General features: G+C 55.7%; 20 protein-coding genes. 8 read left to right on the top strand and 12 right to left on the bottom strand.

All coding sequences use genetic code 11. The annotated features are described in order from the left end of the window. Positions 1–36 precede the first annotated feature (36 nt). The 5 genes from rfaQ (at position 37) to coaD (ending at position 4861) form a co-directional block, all read left to right on the top strand. Complete coding sequence (gene rfaQ, locus E7738_RS13590) at positions 37–1113, top strand: putative lipopolysaccharide heptosyltransferase III (RefSeq protein WP_394515712.1); 1077 nt, start codon at positions 37–39, stop codon at positions 1111–1113. After that, a complete protein-coding gene (locus tag E7738_RS13595; protein WP_215480752.1) occupies positions 1106–2239 on the top strand; it encodes a glycosyltransferase family 4 protein in 1134 nt (377 codons plus the stop codon). The genes rfaQ and E7738_RS13595 overlap by 8 nt, the downstream gene beginning before the upstream one ends. Positions 2240–2324: 85 nt before the next feature. Further along, on the top strand, positions 2325–3599 hold the full coding sequence (gene waaA, locus E7738_RS13600) for a lipid IV(A) 3-deoxy-D-manno-octulosonic acid transferase (protein ID WP_021507071.1): 1275 nt from the start codon (positions 2325–2327) through the stop codon (positions 3597–3599). A 3-nt stretch (positions 3600–3602) separates the two neighbouring features. Further along, complete coding sequence (locus E7738_RS13605; protein WP_394515713.1) at positions 3603–4379, top strand: glycosyltransferase family 2 protein; 777 nt, start codon at positions 3603–3605, stop codon at positions 4377–4379. Then, positions 4376–4861 carry a pantetheine-phosphate adenylyltransferase gene (coaD, locus tag E7738_RS13610; RefSeq protein ID WP_394515714.1) on the top strand — a complete coding sequence of 162 codons (486 nt, stop codon included), beginning with the start codon at positions 4376–4378 and terminating at the stop codon, positions 4859–4861. Before E7738_RS13605 ends, coaD begins: the two co-directional genes overlap by 4 nt. Here the strand turns inward: coaD and mutM are convergent, their stop codons facing one another. From mutM to radC, 4 genes are all read right to left on the bottom strand, one after another. Continuing rightward, positions 4862–5671, bottom strand: a complete 810-nt coding sequence (mutM, locus tag E7738_RS13615) for a bifunctional DNA-formamidopyrimidine glycosylase/DNA-(apurinic or apyrimidinic site) lyase (RefSeq protein ID WP_394515715.1) — start codon at positions 5669–5671, stop codon at positions 4862–4864. A gap of 70 nt (positions 5672–5741) precedes the next feature. Continuing rightward, the gene (gene rpmG / locus E7738_RS13620) at positions 5742–5909 is read right to left on the bottom strand and encodes a 50S ribosomal protein L33 (RefSeq protein ID WP_001051798.1); all 168 of its coding nucleotides are present in this window, start codon (positions 5907–5909) and stop codon (positions 5742–5744) included. An 11-nt stretch (positions 5910–5920) separates the two neighbouring features. Further along, positions 5921–6157 carry a 50S ribosomal protein L28 gene (rpmB, locus tag E7738_RS13625; RefSeq protein ID WP_010616494.1) on the bottom strand — a complete coding sequence of 79 codons (237 nt, stop codon included), beginning with the start codon at positions 6155–6157 and terminating at the stop codon, positions 5921–5923. Positions 6158–6400: 243 nt separating this feature from the next. Next, entirely contained in the window at positions 6401–7057 is a 657-nt protein-coding gene (gene radC / locus E7738_RS13630) for a RadC family protein (protein WP_021507076.1), read from the bottom strand. Between the two features lie 190 nt (positions 7058–7247). Between radC and coaBC the strand changes: the two genes are divergently transcribed. The 3 genes from coaBC (at position 7248) to slmA (ending at position 9616) form a co-directional block, all read left to right on the top strand. Beyond that, positions 7248–8477: a bifunctional phosphopantothenoylcysteine decarboxylase/phosphopantothenate--cysteine ligase CoaBC gene (coaBC, locus tag E7738_RS13635; protein ID WP_058759428.1), complete on the top strand. Its 1230-nt coding sequence runs from the start codon at positions 7248–7250 to the stop codon at positions 8475–8477. Further along, positions 8446–8904, top strand: a complete 459-nt coding sequence (dut, locus tag E7738_RS13640) for a dUTP diphosphatase (protein ID WP_031279631.1) — start codon at positions 8446–8448, stop codon at positions 8902–8904. Before coaBC ends, dut begins: the two co-directional genes overlap by 32 nt. A 115-nt stretch (positions 8905–9019) precedes the next feature. Beyond that, positions 9020–9616 (top strand): nucleoid occlusion factor SlmA, encoded by a 597-nt coding sequence (slmA, locus tag E7738_RS13645; RefSeq protein ID WP_021507079.1) that lies wholly within the window; start codon positions 9020–9022, stop codon positions 9614–9616. A gap of 451 nt (positions 9617–10067) precedes the next feature. Here the strand turns inward: slmA and pyrE are convergent, their stop codons facing one another. The 8 genes from pyrE to E7738_RS13685 all read right to left on the bottom strand — a co-directional run bounded on the left by pyrE (position 10068) and on the right by E7738_RS13685 (position 17696). Then, a complete protein-coding gene (gene pyrE / locus E7738_RS13650; RefSeq protein WP_021507081.1) occupies positions 10068–10709 on the bottom strand; it encodes an orotate phosphoribosyltransferase in 642 nt (213 codons plus the stop codon). Between the two features lie 49 nt (positions 10710–10758). Beyond that, entirely contained in the window at positions 10759–11475 is a 717-nt protein-coding gene (gene rph / locus E7738_RS13655) for a ribonuclease PH (RefSeq protein ID WP_021507082.1), read from the bottom strand. Positions 11476–11560: 85 nt separating this feature from the next. Continuing rightward, positions 11561–11842: a DUF3574 domain-containing protein gene (locus tag E7738_RS13660; protein WP_394515716.1), complete on the bottom strand. Its 282-nt coding sequence runs from the start codon at positions 11840–11842 to the stop codon at positions 11561–11563. A 133-nt stretch (positions 11843–11975) separates the two neighbouring features. Beyond that, the gene (locus E7738_RS13665; protein ID WP_394515717.1) at positions 11976–13811 is read right to left on the bottom strand and encodes a PglL family O-oligosaccharyltransferase; all 1836 of its coding nucleotides are present in this window, start codon (positions 13809–13811) and stop codon (positions 11976–11978) included. A 277-nt stretch (positions 13812–14088) separates the two neighbouring features. Next, positions 14089–15150, bottom strand: coding sequence for a fimbrial protein (locus tag E7738_RS13670; protein WP_394515718.1), 1062 nt, complete (start codon positions 15148–15150; stop codon positions 14089–14091). Positions 15151–15303: 153 nt separating this feature from the next. Beyond that, positions 15304–16332, bottom strand: coding sequence for a fimbrial protein (locus E7738_RS13675; RefSeq protein WP_394515719.1), 1029 nt, complete (start codon positions 16330–16332; stop codon positions 15304–15306). A 36-nt stretch (positions 16333–16368) separates the two neighbouring features. Then, positions 16369–16878 (bottom strand): hypothetical protein, encoded by a 510-nt coding sequence (locus E7738_RS13680; protein ID WP_127833493.1) that lies wholly within the window; start codon positions 16876–16878, stop codon positions 16369–16371. Then, positions 16845–17696: a winged helix-turn-helix domain-containing protein gene (locus E7738_RS13685; protein ID WP_394515720.1), complete on the bottom strand. Its 852-nt coding sequence runs from the start codon at positions 17694–17696 to the stop codon at positions 16845–16847. The genes E7738_RS13680 and E7738_RS13685 overlap by 34 nt, the downstream gene beginning before the upstream one ends. Positions 17697–17699 lie beyond the last annotated feature (3 nt).

Genomic DNA, 17699 nt, shown 5'->3' on the forward strand with positions numbered 1-17699 from the left:
TACAATCAGCTCACTGAATTTTGAGATGATTTGAGTATGGCAAGCCCGATTCCAGCCCACTTTGCACCGCAAAATATTTTGCTGATAAAGCTGCGTCATCATGGCGATATGCTGCTGACCACGCCTGCCATCAATGCGCTGCGCCAGCGCTATCCGCAGGCCAACATTGATGTGCTGCTGTATAAAGAGACGCGCCCGATGCTGGAAGCGCATCCGGCGATCCGTCAGCTGCATATCATCGATCGCAACTGGAAAAAGGAAGGCGGCTGGCAGAAGTTTCGCCATGAGGTCGCGCTGGTGCGGGCGGCGCGCGCCTGCCATTACGATGTGGTGATTAATCTGGCCGACCAGTGGCGCAGCGCCATTATTACCGGCCTGTCCGGTGCGCCGGTTCGCATTGGCTTTGCCTACCGCAAGCGCGACAACGCGTTCTGGCGCTGGTGCCATAACCAGCTGGTTTCCACCGACCGTCACCATCAGCTGCACACCGTGGAACAAAACATGACGGCGCTGCAGCCGCTCGGCATTCCCACCGCCGGGGCGACAGCCTCCATGCATTTCAGCGCCGCCGACCAGCAAAAAGTGCAGGATGTCCTCGCTCAGCAGTCGATTACCGGCCCGTTTGTGGTGCTGCAGCCCACCTCGCGCTGGGTTTTTAAGTGCTGGGAAGATGAAAAGGTGGCGCAGCTGATTGATGCGCTGGCCGCTGATGGTCGCAGCGTGGTGCTGACCGCCGCGCCCGATCAGAAAGAGCTGGCGATGATCGCCCATATCCAGTCGCTGTGCCGCACGCCGAACGTGGTGTCGCTGGCGGGCCAGCTCTCGCTGCCGCAGCTGGCGGCGCTGATCGACGCGGCACAGCTGTTTATTGGCGTTGATTCCGCACCGATGCACATGGCCGCGGCGCTGCAGACGCCGTGCCTGGCGCTGTTCGGCCCGACCAAGCTGCAGCACTGGCGCCCGTGGGGCGACAATAACCGCGTTATCTGGGCGGGCGACTATGCGCCGCTGCCGTCACCGGATTCGATCAATACCAATACCGAGCAGCGCTATCTGTCTGCCATCCCGGTTGAGGATGTGCTTGACGCCGCCAGGAGCCTTTTGCATGACTAAGTTACGGCTGGCGATTGTCCGGCAGAAATACCGGCCGGACGGCGGTGCCGAGCGCTTTATCTCACGCGCGCTGGAAGCGCTGGACGGCGAGCAGCTCGATCTCAACATCATTACCCGCAGCTGGCAGGGCACGCCGAACCCGGCCTGGCACCTGCACATTTGCAATCCGGCAAAGTTCGGCCGCATCTCGCGTGAACGCGGCTTTGCCCGCGCGGCGCGCGCCTGCTGGGAGCGGGAAAAATTCGATATCGTACAGAGCCACGAGCGCATCGCCGGCTGCGATATTTTCCGCGCCGGCGACGGTGTGCATCGCGTATGGCTGGAGCAGCGCGCGCGCATTGTTTCGCCGTGGCAGCGGCTGAGCGCCAGCCTGAGCCCGTACCATCGCTATGTGCTGCAGGCGGAAGCGGAGATGTTCAACGCGCCCTCGCTGAAAGCGGTGATCTGTAATTCGCACATGGTGAAGCAGGATATTTTGCGCCACTTCGCGCTGGATGCCAGCAAAATCCACGTGATTCACAACGCCATTGATAGCCAGCGTTTTCAGCCTGCCAGCGATACGCTGCGTCACGCCGCGCGTCAGCGACTCAACCTGCCGCAGGACGCCACGGTGATGATCTACGTCGGCTCCGGCTTCGAACGCAAAGGGCTAAAGGCCGCTATCGAAGCGGTCGCTAATAGCGATCGCTACCTGGTGGTGGTCGGCCAGGACAAACAGCTGGCGCGCTATCAGCAGCTGGCGAACCAGCTTAACTGTCTTGACCGCCTGCGCTTTGCGGGCGTGCAGCAGGACGTTCAGCCGTTTTATCACGCCGCCGATGCGCTGCTGTTGCCAACCCTGTACGATCCGTTCCCCAATGTGGTGCTGGAGGCGATGGCCTGCGGGCTGGCAATCATTACCAGCACCGGCTGCGGCGGCGCAGAATTTATCACCAACGGTGAACAGGGTTTTGTCTGCGATGCGTTGGATATCAAAGCGTTAAACGAAGCGGTAATCGCAACGCCCGCACTTTCGCTCAATCCGGCGCTGGGCGAAGCCGCACGTCGCAAAATTGAACCTTATGGTCCACAGAGACTGGCGCAGGCACTGACTTCGCTTTATCAGCACGTCCTGCAAACCCGTTGACGAAGTGGTATGAGCAGGCGGTCAGTTTCTGTTAACATGCCGCCTTTCCTGTGTTTTTTGACGCGAACTGGTCGTAACCTTAACTATGACGACTCTCTATACAGCCCTGCTTTATCTGATTCAGCCACTGATCTGGCTGCGCCTGTGGCTGCGCGGTCGAAAAGCACCGGCCTATCGCAAACGCTGGGCGGAGCGCTACGGCTACTGCAGCGGTAAAGTGGCGCCGCACGGCATTGTGCTGCACTCGGTTTCGGTCGGTGAAACGCTCGCCGCCGTACCGCTGGTGCGCGCGTTGCGTCATCGCTATCCGACGCTGCCCATTACCGTGACCACCATGACGCCCACCGGCTCCGAGCGCGCCCAGTCGGCGTTTGGCAAAGACGTGCACCACGTCTATCTGCCGTACGATTTGCCCGGTTCAATCAACCGTTTCCTCGATACCGTCGACCCGCGGCTGGTGATTATCATGGAAACCGAGCTGTGGCCGAACATCATTCGCATTCTGCATCAGCGCCAGATTCCGCTGGTGATTGCCAATGCGCGCCTGTCTGAACGCTCCGCCAGAGGTTATAAAAAGCTCGGCGGTTTCATGCGTGACCTGCTGCAGCGCATTACGCTGATCGCCGCGCAGAACGTTGAGGACGGCGATCGTTTCCTCAGCCTTGGCCTGAAGCGCTCGCACCTGGCCGTGACCGGCAGTCTTAAGTTTGATATCTCCGTTACGCCGGAGCTGGCGGCACGCGCGGTGACACTGCGCCGCCAGTGGGCATCGCGCCGGCCGGTGTGGATCGCCACCAGCACGCACGAAGGCGAAGAGGCCATCGTGCTCGACGCCCATCGCCGCCTGCTGCAACAGTTCCCGGATCTGCTGCTGATTCTGGTGCCGCGCCATCCGGAACGCTTTAAAGATGCCTGCAACCTGACGCAAAAACGCGGCTTCAGCTTTACCCTGCGCAGCAGCGGCGAGATTCCCTCCAGCGCCACGCAGGTGGTGATTGGCGATACCATGGGCGAACTGATGCTGCTGTACGGCATCGCCGATCTGGCCTTTGTTGGCGGCAGCCTGGTGGAGCGCGGCGGCCATAATCCGCTCGAGCCCGCTGCGCACGCCATTCCGGTGCTGATGGGCCCGCACATCTGGAACTTCAAAGATATCTGCGCCCGTCTGCAACAGGCGGAAGGGCTGATTACCGTTACTGATGTGGTGTCGTTGGAAAAAGAAGTGGCGAACCTGCTGCAGGATGACGATTATCGCCGCTACTATGGCCGCCACGCGGTAGACGTGCTGCACCAGAATCAGGGCGCACTGCAGCGTCTGCTACAGTTACTCGAACCGCATCTGCCTCCACGAGCTCATTAACGCATGTCGCAACGCCAACGTCTCTCCGTGGTGATGATCGCCAAAAACGAAGCTGAACTTCTTCCGGAGGCGCTGGCTTCCGTCAGCTGGGCAGATGAAATCATTCTGCTGGATTCGGGCAGCAGCGATGCGACCATCGAGGTGGCACGCGCGCACGGTGCGCAGGTCTATCAGGCAGACGGCTGGGCCGGCTTTGGTAAGCAGCGTCAGCGCGCCCAGGCCTTTGCCAGCGGCGATATGATTCTGATGCTGGATGCCGATGAACGGGTTACGCCAGAGCTGCGCCGCGCCATTGAGCAGATGCTGACACAGCCGCCCAGCGATAAGGTTTATAGCCTCGGGCGCAGTAATCTGTTTCTCGGCCGCTTTATGCGCCACAGCGGCTGGTATCCCGACCGCGTGCTGCGCCTCTATCCGCGCCATCTGCGCTATAACGACAATCTGGTGCACGAATCGCTGGAGACGCAGGGCACGCCGGTGGTGGCGCTGCCGGGTGATTTGCAACACCTGACCTGCCGCGACCTGATCGCCTTCCAGCGCAAGCAGATGAACTATGCCGAAGCCTGGGCGCAGGAGCGCTTTCAGCGCGGCAAGCGCTGCAGTATTCTCTCTGTTTTCAGCCACACCGCAGGCGCGTTTATTAAGACACTGCTGCTGCGCGCCGGTTTTCTCGATGGTAAACAGGGCTGGATTCTGGCGGTGGTCAACGCACAATACACCTTTAATAAATACTCGGCGCTCTGGGCGCTGCATCACACCTCAACACAGGGCCGCGTATGAGCACTAAAGCGATTTATCCCGGCACGTTTGACCCGATGACGCTGGGCCATCTGGATATCGTCACGCGCGCCGCGCAGATGTTTGATCGCATCGTGCTGGCGATTGCCGCCAGCCCGAGTAAAAAGCCGCTGTTTAGCCTTGATGAACGTGTCGATCTGGCGCGCCAGGTTACGGCCCATCTGCCCAATGTTGAGGTGGTTGGCTTTAGCGATTTGATGGCGAATTTTGCCCAGGCGCAGAACGCGAACGTGCTGGTGCGCGGTCTGCGTGCGGTATCGGACTTTGAGTATGAGCTGCAGCTGGCGCACATGAACCGTCATCTGCTGCCCACTCTGGAGAGCGTGTTTCTGATGCCGTCCGAAGGCTTCTCATTTGTCTCATCGTCGCTGGTCAAGGAAGTAGCGCGCCATCAGGGTGACGTGCAGGCATTTCTGTCTGCCGTGGTGCATCAGGCGCTGCTGGCGAAGCTGGCGCAGCCGTAATCAGTGCTGGCAGCGTGGACACCAGAAGGTGCTGCGCTGACCGTGTTTACCGCTGAGGATCGGCGTACCGCAGGCGCGACAGGGCTCGCCGGCGCGGCCATACACCTGCAGCTGCTGCGCAAAATAGCCCGGCTTACCGTCGGTCTGCAGGAAATCACGCAGCGTGGTGCCGCCCTGCTCAATCGAACGCAGCAGCACGGCTTTGATGGTATTCGCCAGCAGCTCCGCTTCCGCTTCACTCAGGGTCATTGCCGGACGATCGGGTAAGATCCCAGCGGTAAACAGCGATTCGCTGGCATAGATGTTACCCACGCCCACCACCACTTTGTTATCCATCAGCCACTGCTTAATCACCGTGCGTTTGCCGCGCGACTTTTCATACAGATACCCGCCGCTGAAGGCATCGCTCAGCGGTTCCGGACCGAGGTGCGCCAGCACGCTGCTGCCTTCCGGATCGGTAGTCCACAGCCAGGCGCCAAAACGCCGCGGATCGGTATAGCGCAGCACTTTGCCATTGCTCATCACCAAATCAACGTGGTCGTGCTTCGCAGCCGGCAGTTCGCCGGGCAGGACGCGCAGGCTGCCGGACATGCCAAGATGAATGATAATCCAGCCGTGCGGCAGCTCCAGCAGCAAATACTTGGCGCGGCGCTGTACGCTGAGCACCGGCTGGTCGCTCAGCGCGTGGATTTCATGGGAAACCGGCCAGCGCAGACGCGGATTGCGCACAATGGCATGCAGAATGGTTTCTCCCACCAGGTGAGGTTCTATACCGCGTCGGCTGGTTTCTACCTCAGGTAATTCAGGCATCTCATCTCCTCAACGTAGCGCAGAAACAAAAAACCCGGCCGGAGCCGGGTTTTTCGCAAGAACACCAAAATTACTTAATTTTGGCTTCTTTGTAGATCACGTGCTGACGTACAACCGGATCGAACTTTTTCAGTTCCAGTTTCTCAGGTTTAGTACGTTTGTTCTTCGTGGTGGTATAGAAGTGACCTGTACCAGCAGAGGAAACCAGCTTGATCTTCTCACGAATACCTTTAGCCATGATTCAGTTCCTTAGTACTTCTCACCACGGGCGCGGATTTCGGCCAGAACCGTATCGATGCCCTTTTTATCAATAACACGCATACCTTTAGCAGATACACGCAGAGTAACGAAGCGCTTCTCGCTCTCAACCCAGAAACGGTGAGAGTGCAGGTTCGGCAGGAAACGGCGTTTCGTCGCGTTCATTGCGTGGGAACGGTTGTTACCGGTCACCGGACGCTTTCCAGTTACCTGGCAGACTCGTGACATTTCTATTCTCCAAAAATCAAATCAGCTCGAGCTTTAAAAACTAGGTTTTGGCCGCCTCGTCAGGCCTTAGCCCGCCCAGGCGAGTTCCATGTGAACCCGCTAAGCTGGCCCAAACGCCAAACCCGAGATTCTCAAAGGTGGCGTAGTATACGCCGCTAAGCCGAAGTGCTCAAGTCCCGAACAGATAAAGATCCCTCCGGATCGCGCAAAAACGCCGGATTTCTGCCCAGTTGACGCCGCGAATTACAGCCAGCCGCGCTCAGCGAAAGAGGTAAACTCGCCGTGACCAATCACCAGATGATCTAATAAGCGGATATTCAGCAGCGCGCAGGCCTGCGCCACCTTGCTGGTAATCTCGCGATCGGCACGGCTCGGTTCCGCCATGCCGGACGGATGATTGTGCGCCAGTATCACCGCCGCCGCGTTGAGCTTTAGCGCCTCACGCACGATTTCACGCGGATGCACTTCCACGCTGGCAATGGAGCCAGAAAACATCTTCTGCGCCTGCAAAACGCGGTGCTGGTTATCCAGAAACAGCGCCATAAAGATTTCACGCTCCTGATGTGCCAGCACGCTTTGCAGGTAGTGGCGCGTGACCTGCGGATTCTCCATCACATTTTCGCGCGCCAGCTGGCTGGCAAAAAAGCGCCGCCCCAGTTCCGCAATGGCATGCAGTTGCGTCATTTTGGCGCTGCCGACGCCCTTTATCTGCCCCAGCTCCTCTTTACTGGCGGTCATGATGCGATACAGCGAACCGAATTCATTCAGCATCAGCCGCGCCAGCCCCATCACGCTGTTGCCGCGCGTGCCGGTACGTAAAAAGATCGCCAGCAGTTCGGCATCGCTTAGCGCCTCGGCGCCCAGCAGCGTCAGTTTTTCCCGTGGTGCCAGTTCCGTCATCGTTCCGCCCTCCCTGCAATGCCGCCATTCTGCGCCGGTGCATTGCAGGCCACCAGCGGCGCGTGACAAATTCCAGAGCCGGCTCGCAAAGGGCGCAGGCAGTGAAAAGGCGGGTCGCCGATTTTGTGATAAAGTTGCCTGCATCTGTCGCGCCAGGCGCGGCACTCTGCGTTGAAGTGAGGCAAACAACATGATGGGATTAGCCGGAAAAAAAATTCTGCTGGGCGTCAGTGGCGGCATCGCGGCCTATAAAGCACCGGAACTGGTGCGCCGTCTGCGCGATCGCGGCGCGGATGTCCGCGTGATGATGACCGATGCGGCCAAAGCCTTTATTACGCCGCTCAGCCTGCAGGCGGTTTCCGGCTATCCGGTGTTTGATGACCTGCTCGACCCGGCGGCCGAAGCGGCAATGGGCCATATCGAACTGGCAAAATGGGCCGATTTGATTGTGCTTGCGCCCGCAACCGCCGATTTGATTGCACGTATTACCGCTGGCATGGCAAACGACCTGGTCACCACCGCCTGCCTGGCCAGCGCGGCACCGGTCGCCATCGTGCCAGCCATGAACCAGCAGATGTACCGCGCGGCAGTCACGCAGGAGAATCTGCAGCGTCTGGCGCAGCGCGGCGTGCTGGTCTGGGGACCGGACAGCGGTAGCCAGGCGTGCGGTGATATCGGCCCGGGCCGTATGCTGGACCCGCTGGCCATCGTTGCGCATGCGCTGGAGTGGGCCGCGCCCGTCAACGATCTGCAACATCTCAACATTATGATCACCGCCGGTCCGACGCGTGAAGCGCTGGATCCGGTGCGCTATATCAGTAATCACAGCTCCGGCAAGATGGGCTATGCGGTTGCGGCGGCGGCGGCAAAGCGCGGCGCAAACGTGACGCTGATTTCCGGTCCGGTGAACTTAGCCACGCCCGCCGGCGTGACGCGCATTGATGTCAACAGCGCACTGGAGATGGAAGCGGCGGTGATGGCGCAAATCAGCCAACAAGATATTTTCATTGCCAGCGCAGCCGTGGCAGACTACCGGGCGGCAAACATTGCCGCAGAGAAAATTAAAAAACAGGGTGGCGATGATAACGTCACGCTGCAGCTGGTGAAGAACCCGGATATTGTCGCAGGCGTCGCGGCGCTCAAAGTGCAGCGCCCTTTCGTGGTGGGATTTGCTGCCGAAACCCAGAATGTGGAAGAATACGCGCGGCAAAAACGGGTGCGGAAAAACCTGGACCTGATTTGCGCCAATGATGTGGCGCAGGCCGGGCAGGGCTTCAATAGCGACACCAATGCTCTTCACCTTTTTTGGCAGGAGGGAGAGAAAGTCTTACCGCTCAGTGATAAGACGCTCCTTGGCCAACAATTAATAGACGAGATTGTCAGCCGTTATGATGAAAAAAATCGACGTAAAAATACTTGATGCGCGCGTAGGCAAGGAATTTCCACTACCCACCTATGCGACCTCTGGCTCCGCGGGTCTCGATCTGCGCGCCTGCCTTGATGACGCACTGGAAATCGCACCGGGCATGACCACGCTGGTGCCGACCGGCCTGGCGATTCACATTGCCGATCCGTCACTGGCCGCCGTCATCCTGCCGCGCTCCGGTCTCGGTCACAAACACGGCATCGTACTGGGTAACCTGGTGGGGCTGATTGACTCCGACTATCAGGGCCAGCTGATGGTTTCAGTGTGGAACCGTGGCCAGGATAGCTTCACGCTGCAGCCTGGCGATCGCCTGGCTCAGCTGGTGTTTGTACCGGTGGTGCAGGCCGAATTTAACCTGGTGGAAGATTTTGACGCCAGCGATCGCGGCGCAGGCGGTTTCGGTCACTCTGGCCGTCAGTAATACGCTCACTTTTCGCATAGCCATCTTTTTATTTCTTGTCGCCACAGGCCGCTTTATCTGTGGCAGATAAGGCAGTATTGCCTGTTTTTGGTGAATTTCAGGGGTGTTGAAGGTCATGGCAGAAAAAAAAGTCGCGAAACGGAATCGTCGCGAAGAGATTTTGCAGGCGCTGGCGCAAATGCTGGAGTCGGGCGATGGCAGTCAGCGTATCACCACCGCCAAGCTGGCCGCCAATGTCGGCGTTTCGGAAGCGGCGTTATATCGCCACTTTCCCAGCAAAACGCGCATGTTTGATAGCCTGATTGAGTTTATTGAAGACAGTCTGATTACCCGCATCAATCTGATCCTGAAAGATGAAAAAGAGACGATGGCGCGCCTGCGCCTGATCGTGCAATTGCTGCTGGGATTTGGTGAGCGTAATCCAGGGCTGACGCGCATCCTGACCGGCCACGCGCTGATGTTTGAACAGGATCGTCTGCAGGGGCGCATTAATCAGCTGTTTGAGCGTATCGAAGTTCAGCTGCGCCAGGTGATGAAAGAGAAGAAGATGCGCGACGGCGAAGGTTTCCAGACCGATGAGACGCTGCTCGCCAGCCAGCTGCTGGCGTTCTGCGAAGGTTTGCTGTCACGCTATGTGCGCTCGGAGTTCCGTTATCGTCCGACCGCCGATTTCGACAGCCGCTGGCCGCTGATTGCCGCACAGCTGGTTTAATACGCACAGCGGATTTGTAGCGGCGCGATCCATCGCGCAATAAATTGCGCCGCTACGCTATCGTGCGGCGCTGAATATCGCGCTAAACCTTAAATACCGTACTCTTTGCAATCGCCCCGACCTTCGCCACCAGGTGCGCATCAATGCGCACCCTGTGACCTGGCATCCTGCTACTGTAGGGGCGCCATTCATGGCGACCGCAGCAAACCTTAAATACCGTACTTTTTACGATACGCCTTCACCTTTGCCACCAGGTGCGCATCAATGCGCACCCTACGCTCAAACATCCTGCTACTGTAGGGGCGCCATTCATGGCGACCGCAGCAAACCTTAAATACCGTACTTTTTACGATACGCCTTCACCTTTGCCACCAAGTGCGCATCAATGCGCACCCTACGCTCAAACATCCTGCTACTGTAGGGTCGCCATTCATGGCGACCGCGGCAAACCTTAGATGCCGTACTCTTTGCGATACGCCTTCACCTTCGCCAGATGGTCGGCCATCTCTGGCTTCTCCGCCAGGTAATCAATCAGCTCGCTCAGCGTAATGATCGCCGTGACCTTGCACTGATAATCGCGCTCCACTTCCTGAATCGCGGAAATCTCGCCACGGCCACGCTCCTGGCGGTCGAGTGAAATCAGCACGCCGGCCAGCGTGGCGTTGTGGGCGTTGATGATGTCCATCGATTCACGAATTGCCGTGCCGGCGGTGATCACATCATCGACCAGCATCACTTTGCCCTGCAGCGGGCTGCCCACCAGTAAACCGCCTTCGCCGTGATCTTTGGCCTCTTTACGGTTAAAACAGTACGGCACATCGCGGTCATGATGATCGGCCAGCGCCACGGCGGTAGTGGTCGCAATGGGAATGCCTTTGTAGGCCGGGCCAAACAGCAGGTCGAAATCGACGCCGCCATCCACCAGCGCCTGCGCATAGAAACGGCCCAGCAGCGCTAAATCGCGCCCGGTATTGAACAGACCGGCATTAAAGAAATAGGGACTTTTACGGCCAGACTTCAGGGTAAACTCACCAAACTTCAGCACCCCTTTGTTCAGGGCGAACTCAATAAACTGACGCTGCCAGGCTTTCATTTCTCACTCCTCAAATAAAGAAAAGGCGACTCTGTGGTCGCCTGTTACATCAATCAATTAACGCCGCTTTCTGCGCCTGAATCAGCTGCTCAATGCCGCCGCGCGCCAGCGCCAGCAGCTGCAACAATTCATCATGGCTGAACGGCTCGCCTTCTGCGGTGCCCTGCACCTCAATCATGCGGCCATCTTCGGTCATCACCACATTCATATCCGTTTCAGCGGCGGAGTCTTCGACATACTCTAAATCGCACACCGCTTCACCGGCCACGATGCCGACCGAGATCGCCGCCACCATGCCTTTCAGCGGGCTGGCTTTCAGTTTACCGGCTGCCACCAGCGCGTTCAGCGCATCCGCCAGCGCCACGCAGGCACCGGTGATTGCCGCGGTGCGCGTGCCGCCGTCGGCCTGAATTACGTCGCAGTCCAGCGTGATGGTGAATTCACCCAGCGCCTGCAGATCAACCGCCGCACGCAGCGAGCGGGCGATAAGGCGCTGAATTTCCAGCGTACGTCCACCCTGCTTGCCTTTGGCGGCTTCACGCGCCATACGGCTGTGCGTCGAACGCGGCAGCATGCCATATTCTGCGGTTACCCAGCCCTGACCTTTGCCTTTGAGAAAACGCGGCACGCCCTCTTCAACGGTCGCGGTGCACAGGACTTTGGTTTCGCCGAACTCGACAAGAACCGAGCCTTCCGCATGTTTGGTAAAGTGACGAGTGAGGGTGACGGGACGCACTTCAGAAGTGCTACGGCCTGCTGGACGCATGGTTTCTCTCCGGCTTGCTTGGGTTTGGCTGCGCATTATACGGACTTCACAGGCGGCTGTCCTGCCCGCGTGCAGGCAGCGCGTGTTACAGCGCCGCGCACACCAGCGAGTCGATACGCGTCACCGGTTGTGTCGCAAAACGATGTTTAAACTTGTCGCGCAGCGCGTTAATGCTTTCGGAGCTGGCCCGATCCGCCGGATGAAGCAATACCAGTACCTTGCGATTGCCCTGCGGGCCGCGGGCATCGTAAGTCGTCAGCGGCGAGGGAAAGTGCGGCGTGATGTCGCGTTCAGTAAACTGCGACCAGCCCGCTGCTCTGCTAGCGGAGGACGGCAGGTCAAACCACAGCGTGGTTTGCATCATCATCTCGCCGGCCCCGCACACGGCCACGGGCGCGGTGTGCGGCGGAATAACCTGCGGGGTGGGCGGAGAAGTCTGACATCCGCTTAATATCATGGCGAAGCCCAGCGGCCTCATCCATTTATTCAACATCTTAGCCTCAGAAGTTGCCTGTCTCATCTGTCACAGCATAGGCCGCCGATGACCATTCCGTCATCATTTTTGCTTTCAGCTGCAGCAGGCTTTCATCTGTTGGATAGAGAGTCAGCGCCTGACGCAGCAGCCTGCGCGAGCGTTGATAGTGCCGCAGATGCCACTCAATCATTACCGCATTCCGGAACACGTTGAGATCGTTATGGCGCTCCAGCCACAGCGACGACTGCTGCACAAAGCGCGCCAGCAGGCGCTCATCCCGCGTCTGGTTGTAGCGCATCAGGCAATGCACCATTTCACCGAACTCATAGCGCTCGCCCTGAATCCACGGATTCCACAGCTGATCGCGTGAAGGATACGAGAGGAACTGACCGCGCTCCGCCTGGGTGAGCAGCGCGTTGGTCTGCAGGCCGCTGAAGAAAAACAGCATCAGCGCAATCGCGCCGCCGGCCATGTTCAGGCGCAGCATACGCGACGGCAGACCCGGCGTCGCAGGTTCAATCATTGACCGATCTTCGGGCTGACGTAACGCCAGATGGGTAAGTAGCATCAGCAGCCACAGATGCGGCAGCGATTGATAGAGCGGAAATTCGACCATGGTGTGCAGCATGACGGGCAGCGTCAGACTCCACAGCATCAGGCGCTGCGGCTGGCTGCGCCAGCGCCACAGCGGGGTCAGCCAGGCCAGCAACACGGCGGTGAAGCCTACCATCGGCAAAACACCGCCCTCCACCCAGCTATACAGCCACTCGTTATGGGGATGGGTGGCATTGAAATCTTTCAGGTGAATCGCGTCCACCATGCGTATCCGCGAAAAATGATACTCAAACTGACCAAAGCCCCAGCCGCTGAACGGTTTTTCCATTATCATGCGCAGCGTGTACTCAAGCAGTTGCTGGCGTGCCAGATCCGATCCGGCGAATTCACGTATACCGGGAGCTAACTCGCTGCGTAGCAACAGGGCGCACAGCACAGCAAGCGCCATAACGATAATAATCCTGATGATTACCGCACGCTGGCGGCGATCGCACACCAGCAGCATCACCAGCAGAGCCAGCGCAAACCCAAAGGCGCCAGTACGCGACTGCGTCAGTAACAGTGCCAGACTGTTAATGAGGACCGCAGACAGGAGTAAGAATCGGTGTTTATTATCGGATTGCAGGCTGAGCCACACCGTTGCCGCCAGGCCGGTCGCCAGAAAGCTGGCCAGCAAATTGAACTGCTGAAAAATACCGTAAGGGCGAATCTGGCCAGCGTGATAGCGAAACTCCATCAGCGTTTGCAGCTGGGCAGGAAAACAGGTTTGCGCAATCGCCAGCAGCGCCTGCAAGGTGCTGAGCAATACGATGCCGGCAATGATTTGCTGACGCTGCTGCCAGAGCTGCGGCATCAGGCCCAGCAGCAGCCACAGTATGAGTATGGCACTGAGCCCCAGTAGTCGGATAACGCCGGTCAGCAGTCCGTTATCGTTCTCCTGCAGGATCACCGCCAGCGCAAAGCAAAACAGCATCAGCAGCAGCGCATGCGTCATGACGTTGTCATCAATTAAATCGCGCGGCTGGCGCCAGTTCTTCAACAGCAGCGTGGCCGCCAGCAGCGCGAGGCAGCCTGCAGTGAGCAAATTCAGCGGCAGATCAAAGCCGTTGCCACCACTGTTGGGCAGATAAATCAGCGTGGGGAGGAAACAGATAAGACAGGCCAGCGAAGCGAAAGGGAAAGAGGCGACTTTCTCACCGCACTGTCCCCGACGCCGCCGCTGCAGAAATTGCTGCATCAGCAAAGGTGGCGTGACGCGCGGGTCTCGTCCGGACAGATACCACGACATAAAACAGAGAAAGAGCATAGCAAACCCAATTGCCGAAACAGGCCAAAAACTGTCTCGTTGAATAATGGTTGATAGACTTTGGCTACAGAAAATGTACGGCCAAAAAGCTGTGAATGGTGTGAAAACCCCCGTGAATCATGGTGATTCACACAGCTGTGATGATGAAAAATATTTTCAAACACCGTTAATCTGTATCGCTGCAGGTTAAGCCGATCTCCCTCTGATAAGTGTTTAACTTTAACCATCATAAAAAGATTAATTAACATTAATATCAATAACGCGGATTAAAGCATCATCAAGGCATGCTGATCAGCAATGTTGCTGAAGCATTGAATTCACCACCGCTCAGCGGTTGTCCTTTCTTTTTCACCGGGAACACGGTGATGACCTCTGAAGCCATGCCGTTGATTAACCGGACAGTAGAAGTGCCCATCGGTTTGAGCAATTGTCCTTTATGTTTAACCGCAATCCCCAGATCAGGATAGTTGGTGGCGATGAGTTCATCCGAGAAAGAGGTGGTTCCGGCGACTAAGCGTAAATTGACGTCCTGATTTAATGCAGAACTGCATTTGACTTCTAACGGCACATCTTTGTAGTTGGCGGTATTGGATACTGACTCAGAAACGGAGCTTACCGCGATGCGGTCAAATTCAACGTTAATATCCCTGCCGTTATTGATATCGCAGACAATGGGTACCGGGATGATAATGCCGTGAGGTCCGATAACGATTTTTAGCAAGGGTTTTTCGGGTCTCGGAGGATAAGGCGGGCTCATATAACCAATCGTATAAATGGTCACCATCTCTACATCAGGCGGGACAAAAATCGCTCCACCGATAATATCTTTTGTTATAATAAAATCAGTTAAAAGAAATGAAGAAGCCGAAAAAACATCATGAATCATTCCCAGCCCAGGCTTTATTGTCCCACGACCAGGATTTTTATATCTACGGTCCTCGAAAGTCATTGGATAAGGATACCAGCTTGGAGCATAGCCTTGCACCTTCACATCAACCTCATCAGTGAGTTTATAATAACCGATATTTGTAGATGAAGGGATAAAATGTGCACCCAGATCAGCCTCAATAAGTAAGTTATACCATTCATATTTACCGGGATTATTACATATGCCAGAAAACCCCCCTAATGATTCATCAAAGAATAACCTGCCGTGTACTCCTTTTACAGGAGATATGCTGTGGCTAGCCAAACGGCCTGATGTCAATACCATTACTGCTAAAGGGTCGGTCCAGCAGGCATAATCAAGACCAGCATGAGCCTGATGAGAAAAAATGCTCATAAAAAAAGCCTTAGCAATAAATAATATATATATCCTTCGCAACAAAATAATCATCATAGTCTATTCACGCACAAATAATTTAAAATAATCAAATTAGACCGTTGTTATTTTGCAAAGAATCGCAAAAGATGCCTGCCTCCTGAGAAATCAGAATCGAGCCCGACTCAGAATGTGCAATACAACAACTATCATGCTTTATTTAAACAGAGCTCAGTCTGGCGTCACAATCAAGATCGCAGAAGCAGTAAATTCACCTGATTCTAACTTGGACATTTTATTTTTTACAGGAAATATACTAAAGGCAGCATGACCTAACCCATCATATATATCCATTGGAAAAGAGTCGTACGGCTTTATTATTACCCCATTATGAAGCATGGCAAGACCTAAACTTTGATTACTTGTTGCCACCAGATTACTCGAAAATGGAGAGAACTCTGAAACCAGCTTTATTCCAACCTTTTTTGTGATACTCTCACTACACGACACGTCAATAGGAATGTCTTTGATGAAGGACGGATTTGATTCAGAATCAGAAACAGCTGCAATACTTAAATTACCAAACTCTACCTGAATTAGATTATCCTGATTAATTTTACAGACAACAGGAACTGGGATTATAACTCCTCCGCCCATAATAACACCTTGAAGAAGTGGATCTTCAGGTTTAGGTGGGTATGGAGATATAGTTAAAACTCTATACATATCGTAGAGCTTTACACCAGCCGGTATAATTATAGCCCCACCAATGATATCCCGCCTAAGTACTAAATCTATAAAACCCTCACCTGCGGCTGAAAAATTATTAACGTATATTCTTTCACCCACACCATTTGGCGTGACACCTCCGCTTACAGAATTCGGAGGAATCATAGGAAACTTATAACTTTTATAAATTGTCCCAAGAGATATTCTGATATCAACATCTTCACTTAATTTATAGTACCCTTGATTTAACTCAGAAAGAGAAAATAATGGATTCATATCCCCATAATAATGCATGCCATTCGGTGTTCCCGCAAAACTTTTATTACAATAACCAGGAAATGTTGTTGGCTCCGTCTTAAAGAAAATTCTTTTTTCTGTCCCTTTTCTATTAGAAGGGAAAGAGCCAATTGAAGTTGCTGAAATTGCCGTGATATTTACGGGTTCTCCCCAGCATGCGTTTTCATTCCTTGCATAAGCGACTACCGAATTAATCATCGTGAAATAAATGAAGATAATAATTAATTTTCCCATTTGTAGCGCCCTTAATTTTAAAGCTTAAAAATAATGTTATTTCTTACAAATCACCGACGGATTCGCATTATTGCCAATCACATAGCGCACATTCTGCAGACGATAAATCCAGCCGTAATTGACATGGCCGGGCGCCAGGCCGGCGGAGATATAGCGTTCAATATTTTGTGGTGAGGCGCGATTGGCAAGATTGTAGGAAATGGCAGTGGTTTCGCTGCGCAGCGCGGCGCCGGAGAAGCTGTGGCGCAGTTCAAAAGAGACATCAACCGGTTCGCGGCGCTGCAGTTGCTGTTGTGGCGAGTAATAACTGATCATGCCGCTGTAATTGCCGGTGGCCTGAAACAGACTGTTTTGCACTTTCCACTGCCCATGCGACACCACCAGCTGTCCCGCCTCTCTGGAAATCAGAATCGAATCCGCTTCACAATGAGGGATACGGCGCGACAGCTGATAAATCAGGATAGCCGCCAGTACCAGCGCCAGCATCAGTAATCCCCCCTGCAACACCCAGGTTACTCGGCGACGAAATATATGGCTGACCGACATAACGCATCCTTCTGCTCGATAGGGTTTTGACAGATAAACCAGCTGTAACGGTCAGCCAGCTTGGTGCGGTTGATATAGATGTGGCGTTCCTCTTCGGCCAGCTGGATAAAGCGCGCCATGCTGTCACTCACCAGCTGCAGGTTTTGATCGATCTCTTCACGCTCGGTGGCGCTGAAGTCGTCCTGGATATACCACTGCCGGCCCTGCACGTGGCGATAGGGTGCATAGGTCACAGTCACCACGTCGCGAATCTCCAGTACCTTAATACCGAGTAAGGCCAGCACCAGTAACAACACTGCGCTGATTAACATGCCGATTAACACCAGTCCGGAACGGCTGCGTGGCGCCGCAGCGGGTATTTCCTCCGCCACAGTGGCGGTGATCGGCGGCGCTATCACCGGCAGCGGCGCCGTGTGCACATGGGTGGTCACCAGCGGCTGAATACGTGCTTCCGACGTAATGCGCGCTTCCTCCACGGCTTCGACCAGCGGTAAACAGGCTTCCACCCGCACCGACTCATGCAGCCGGTAGCCCTGACGATGAACGGTGACAAAGGTTTCTCCTTCAACCCGCAGTTGCAGAAACTGTTTGCGCAGCATCGATAGCATCTGGCGCAGCGAGTTTTCCGTCACGTGCACCCCCTGGCTACGCCAGCCCTCATCCAGCAGCGTTTCGTGGCTAATGACCTCACCCGGCTTTTGCAGAAACAGCGCCAGGCAGCGTGCGCTGCTCTGGTTGAGCAGCAGCTCGTTATCATGCCGATCGCGCAACAGGCGCCGATCCGGGTCAAACGTGATATGTTGATTTATCAACCACATAAC

The sequence above is a fragment of the Pantoea sp. SGAir0430 genome (assembly GCF_043549295.1).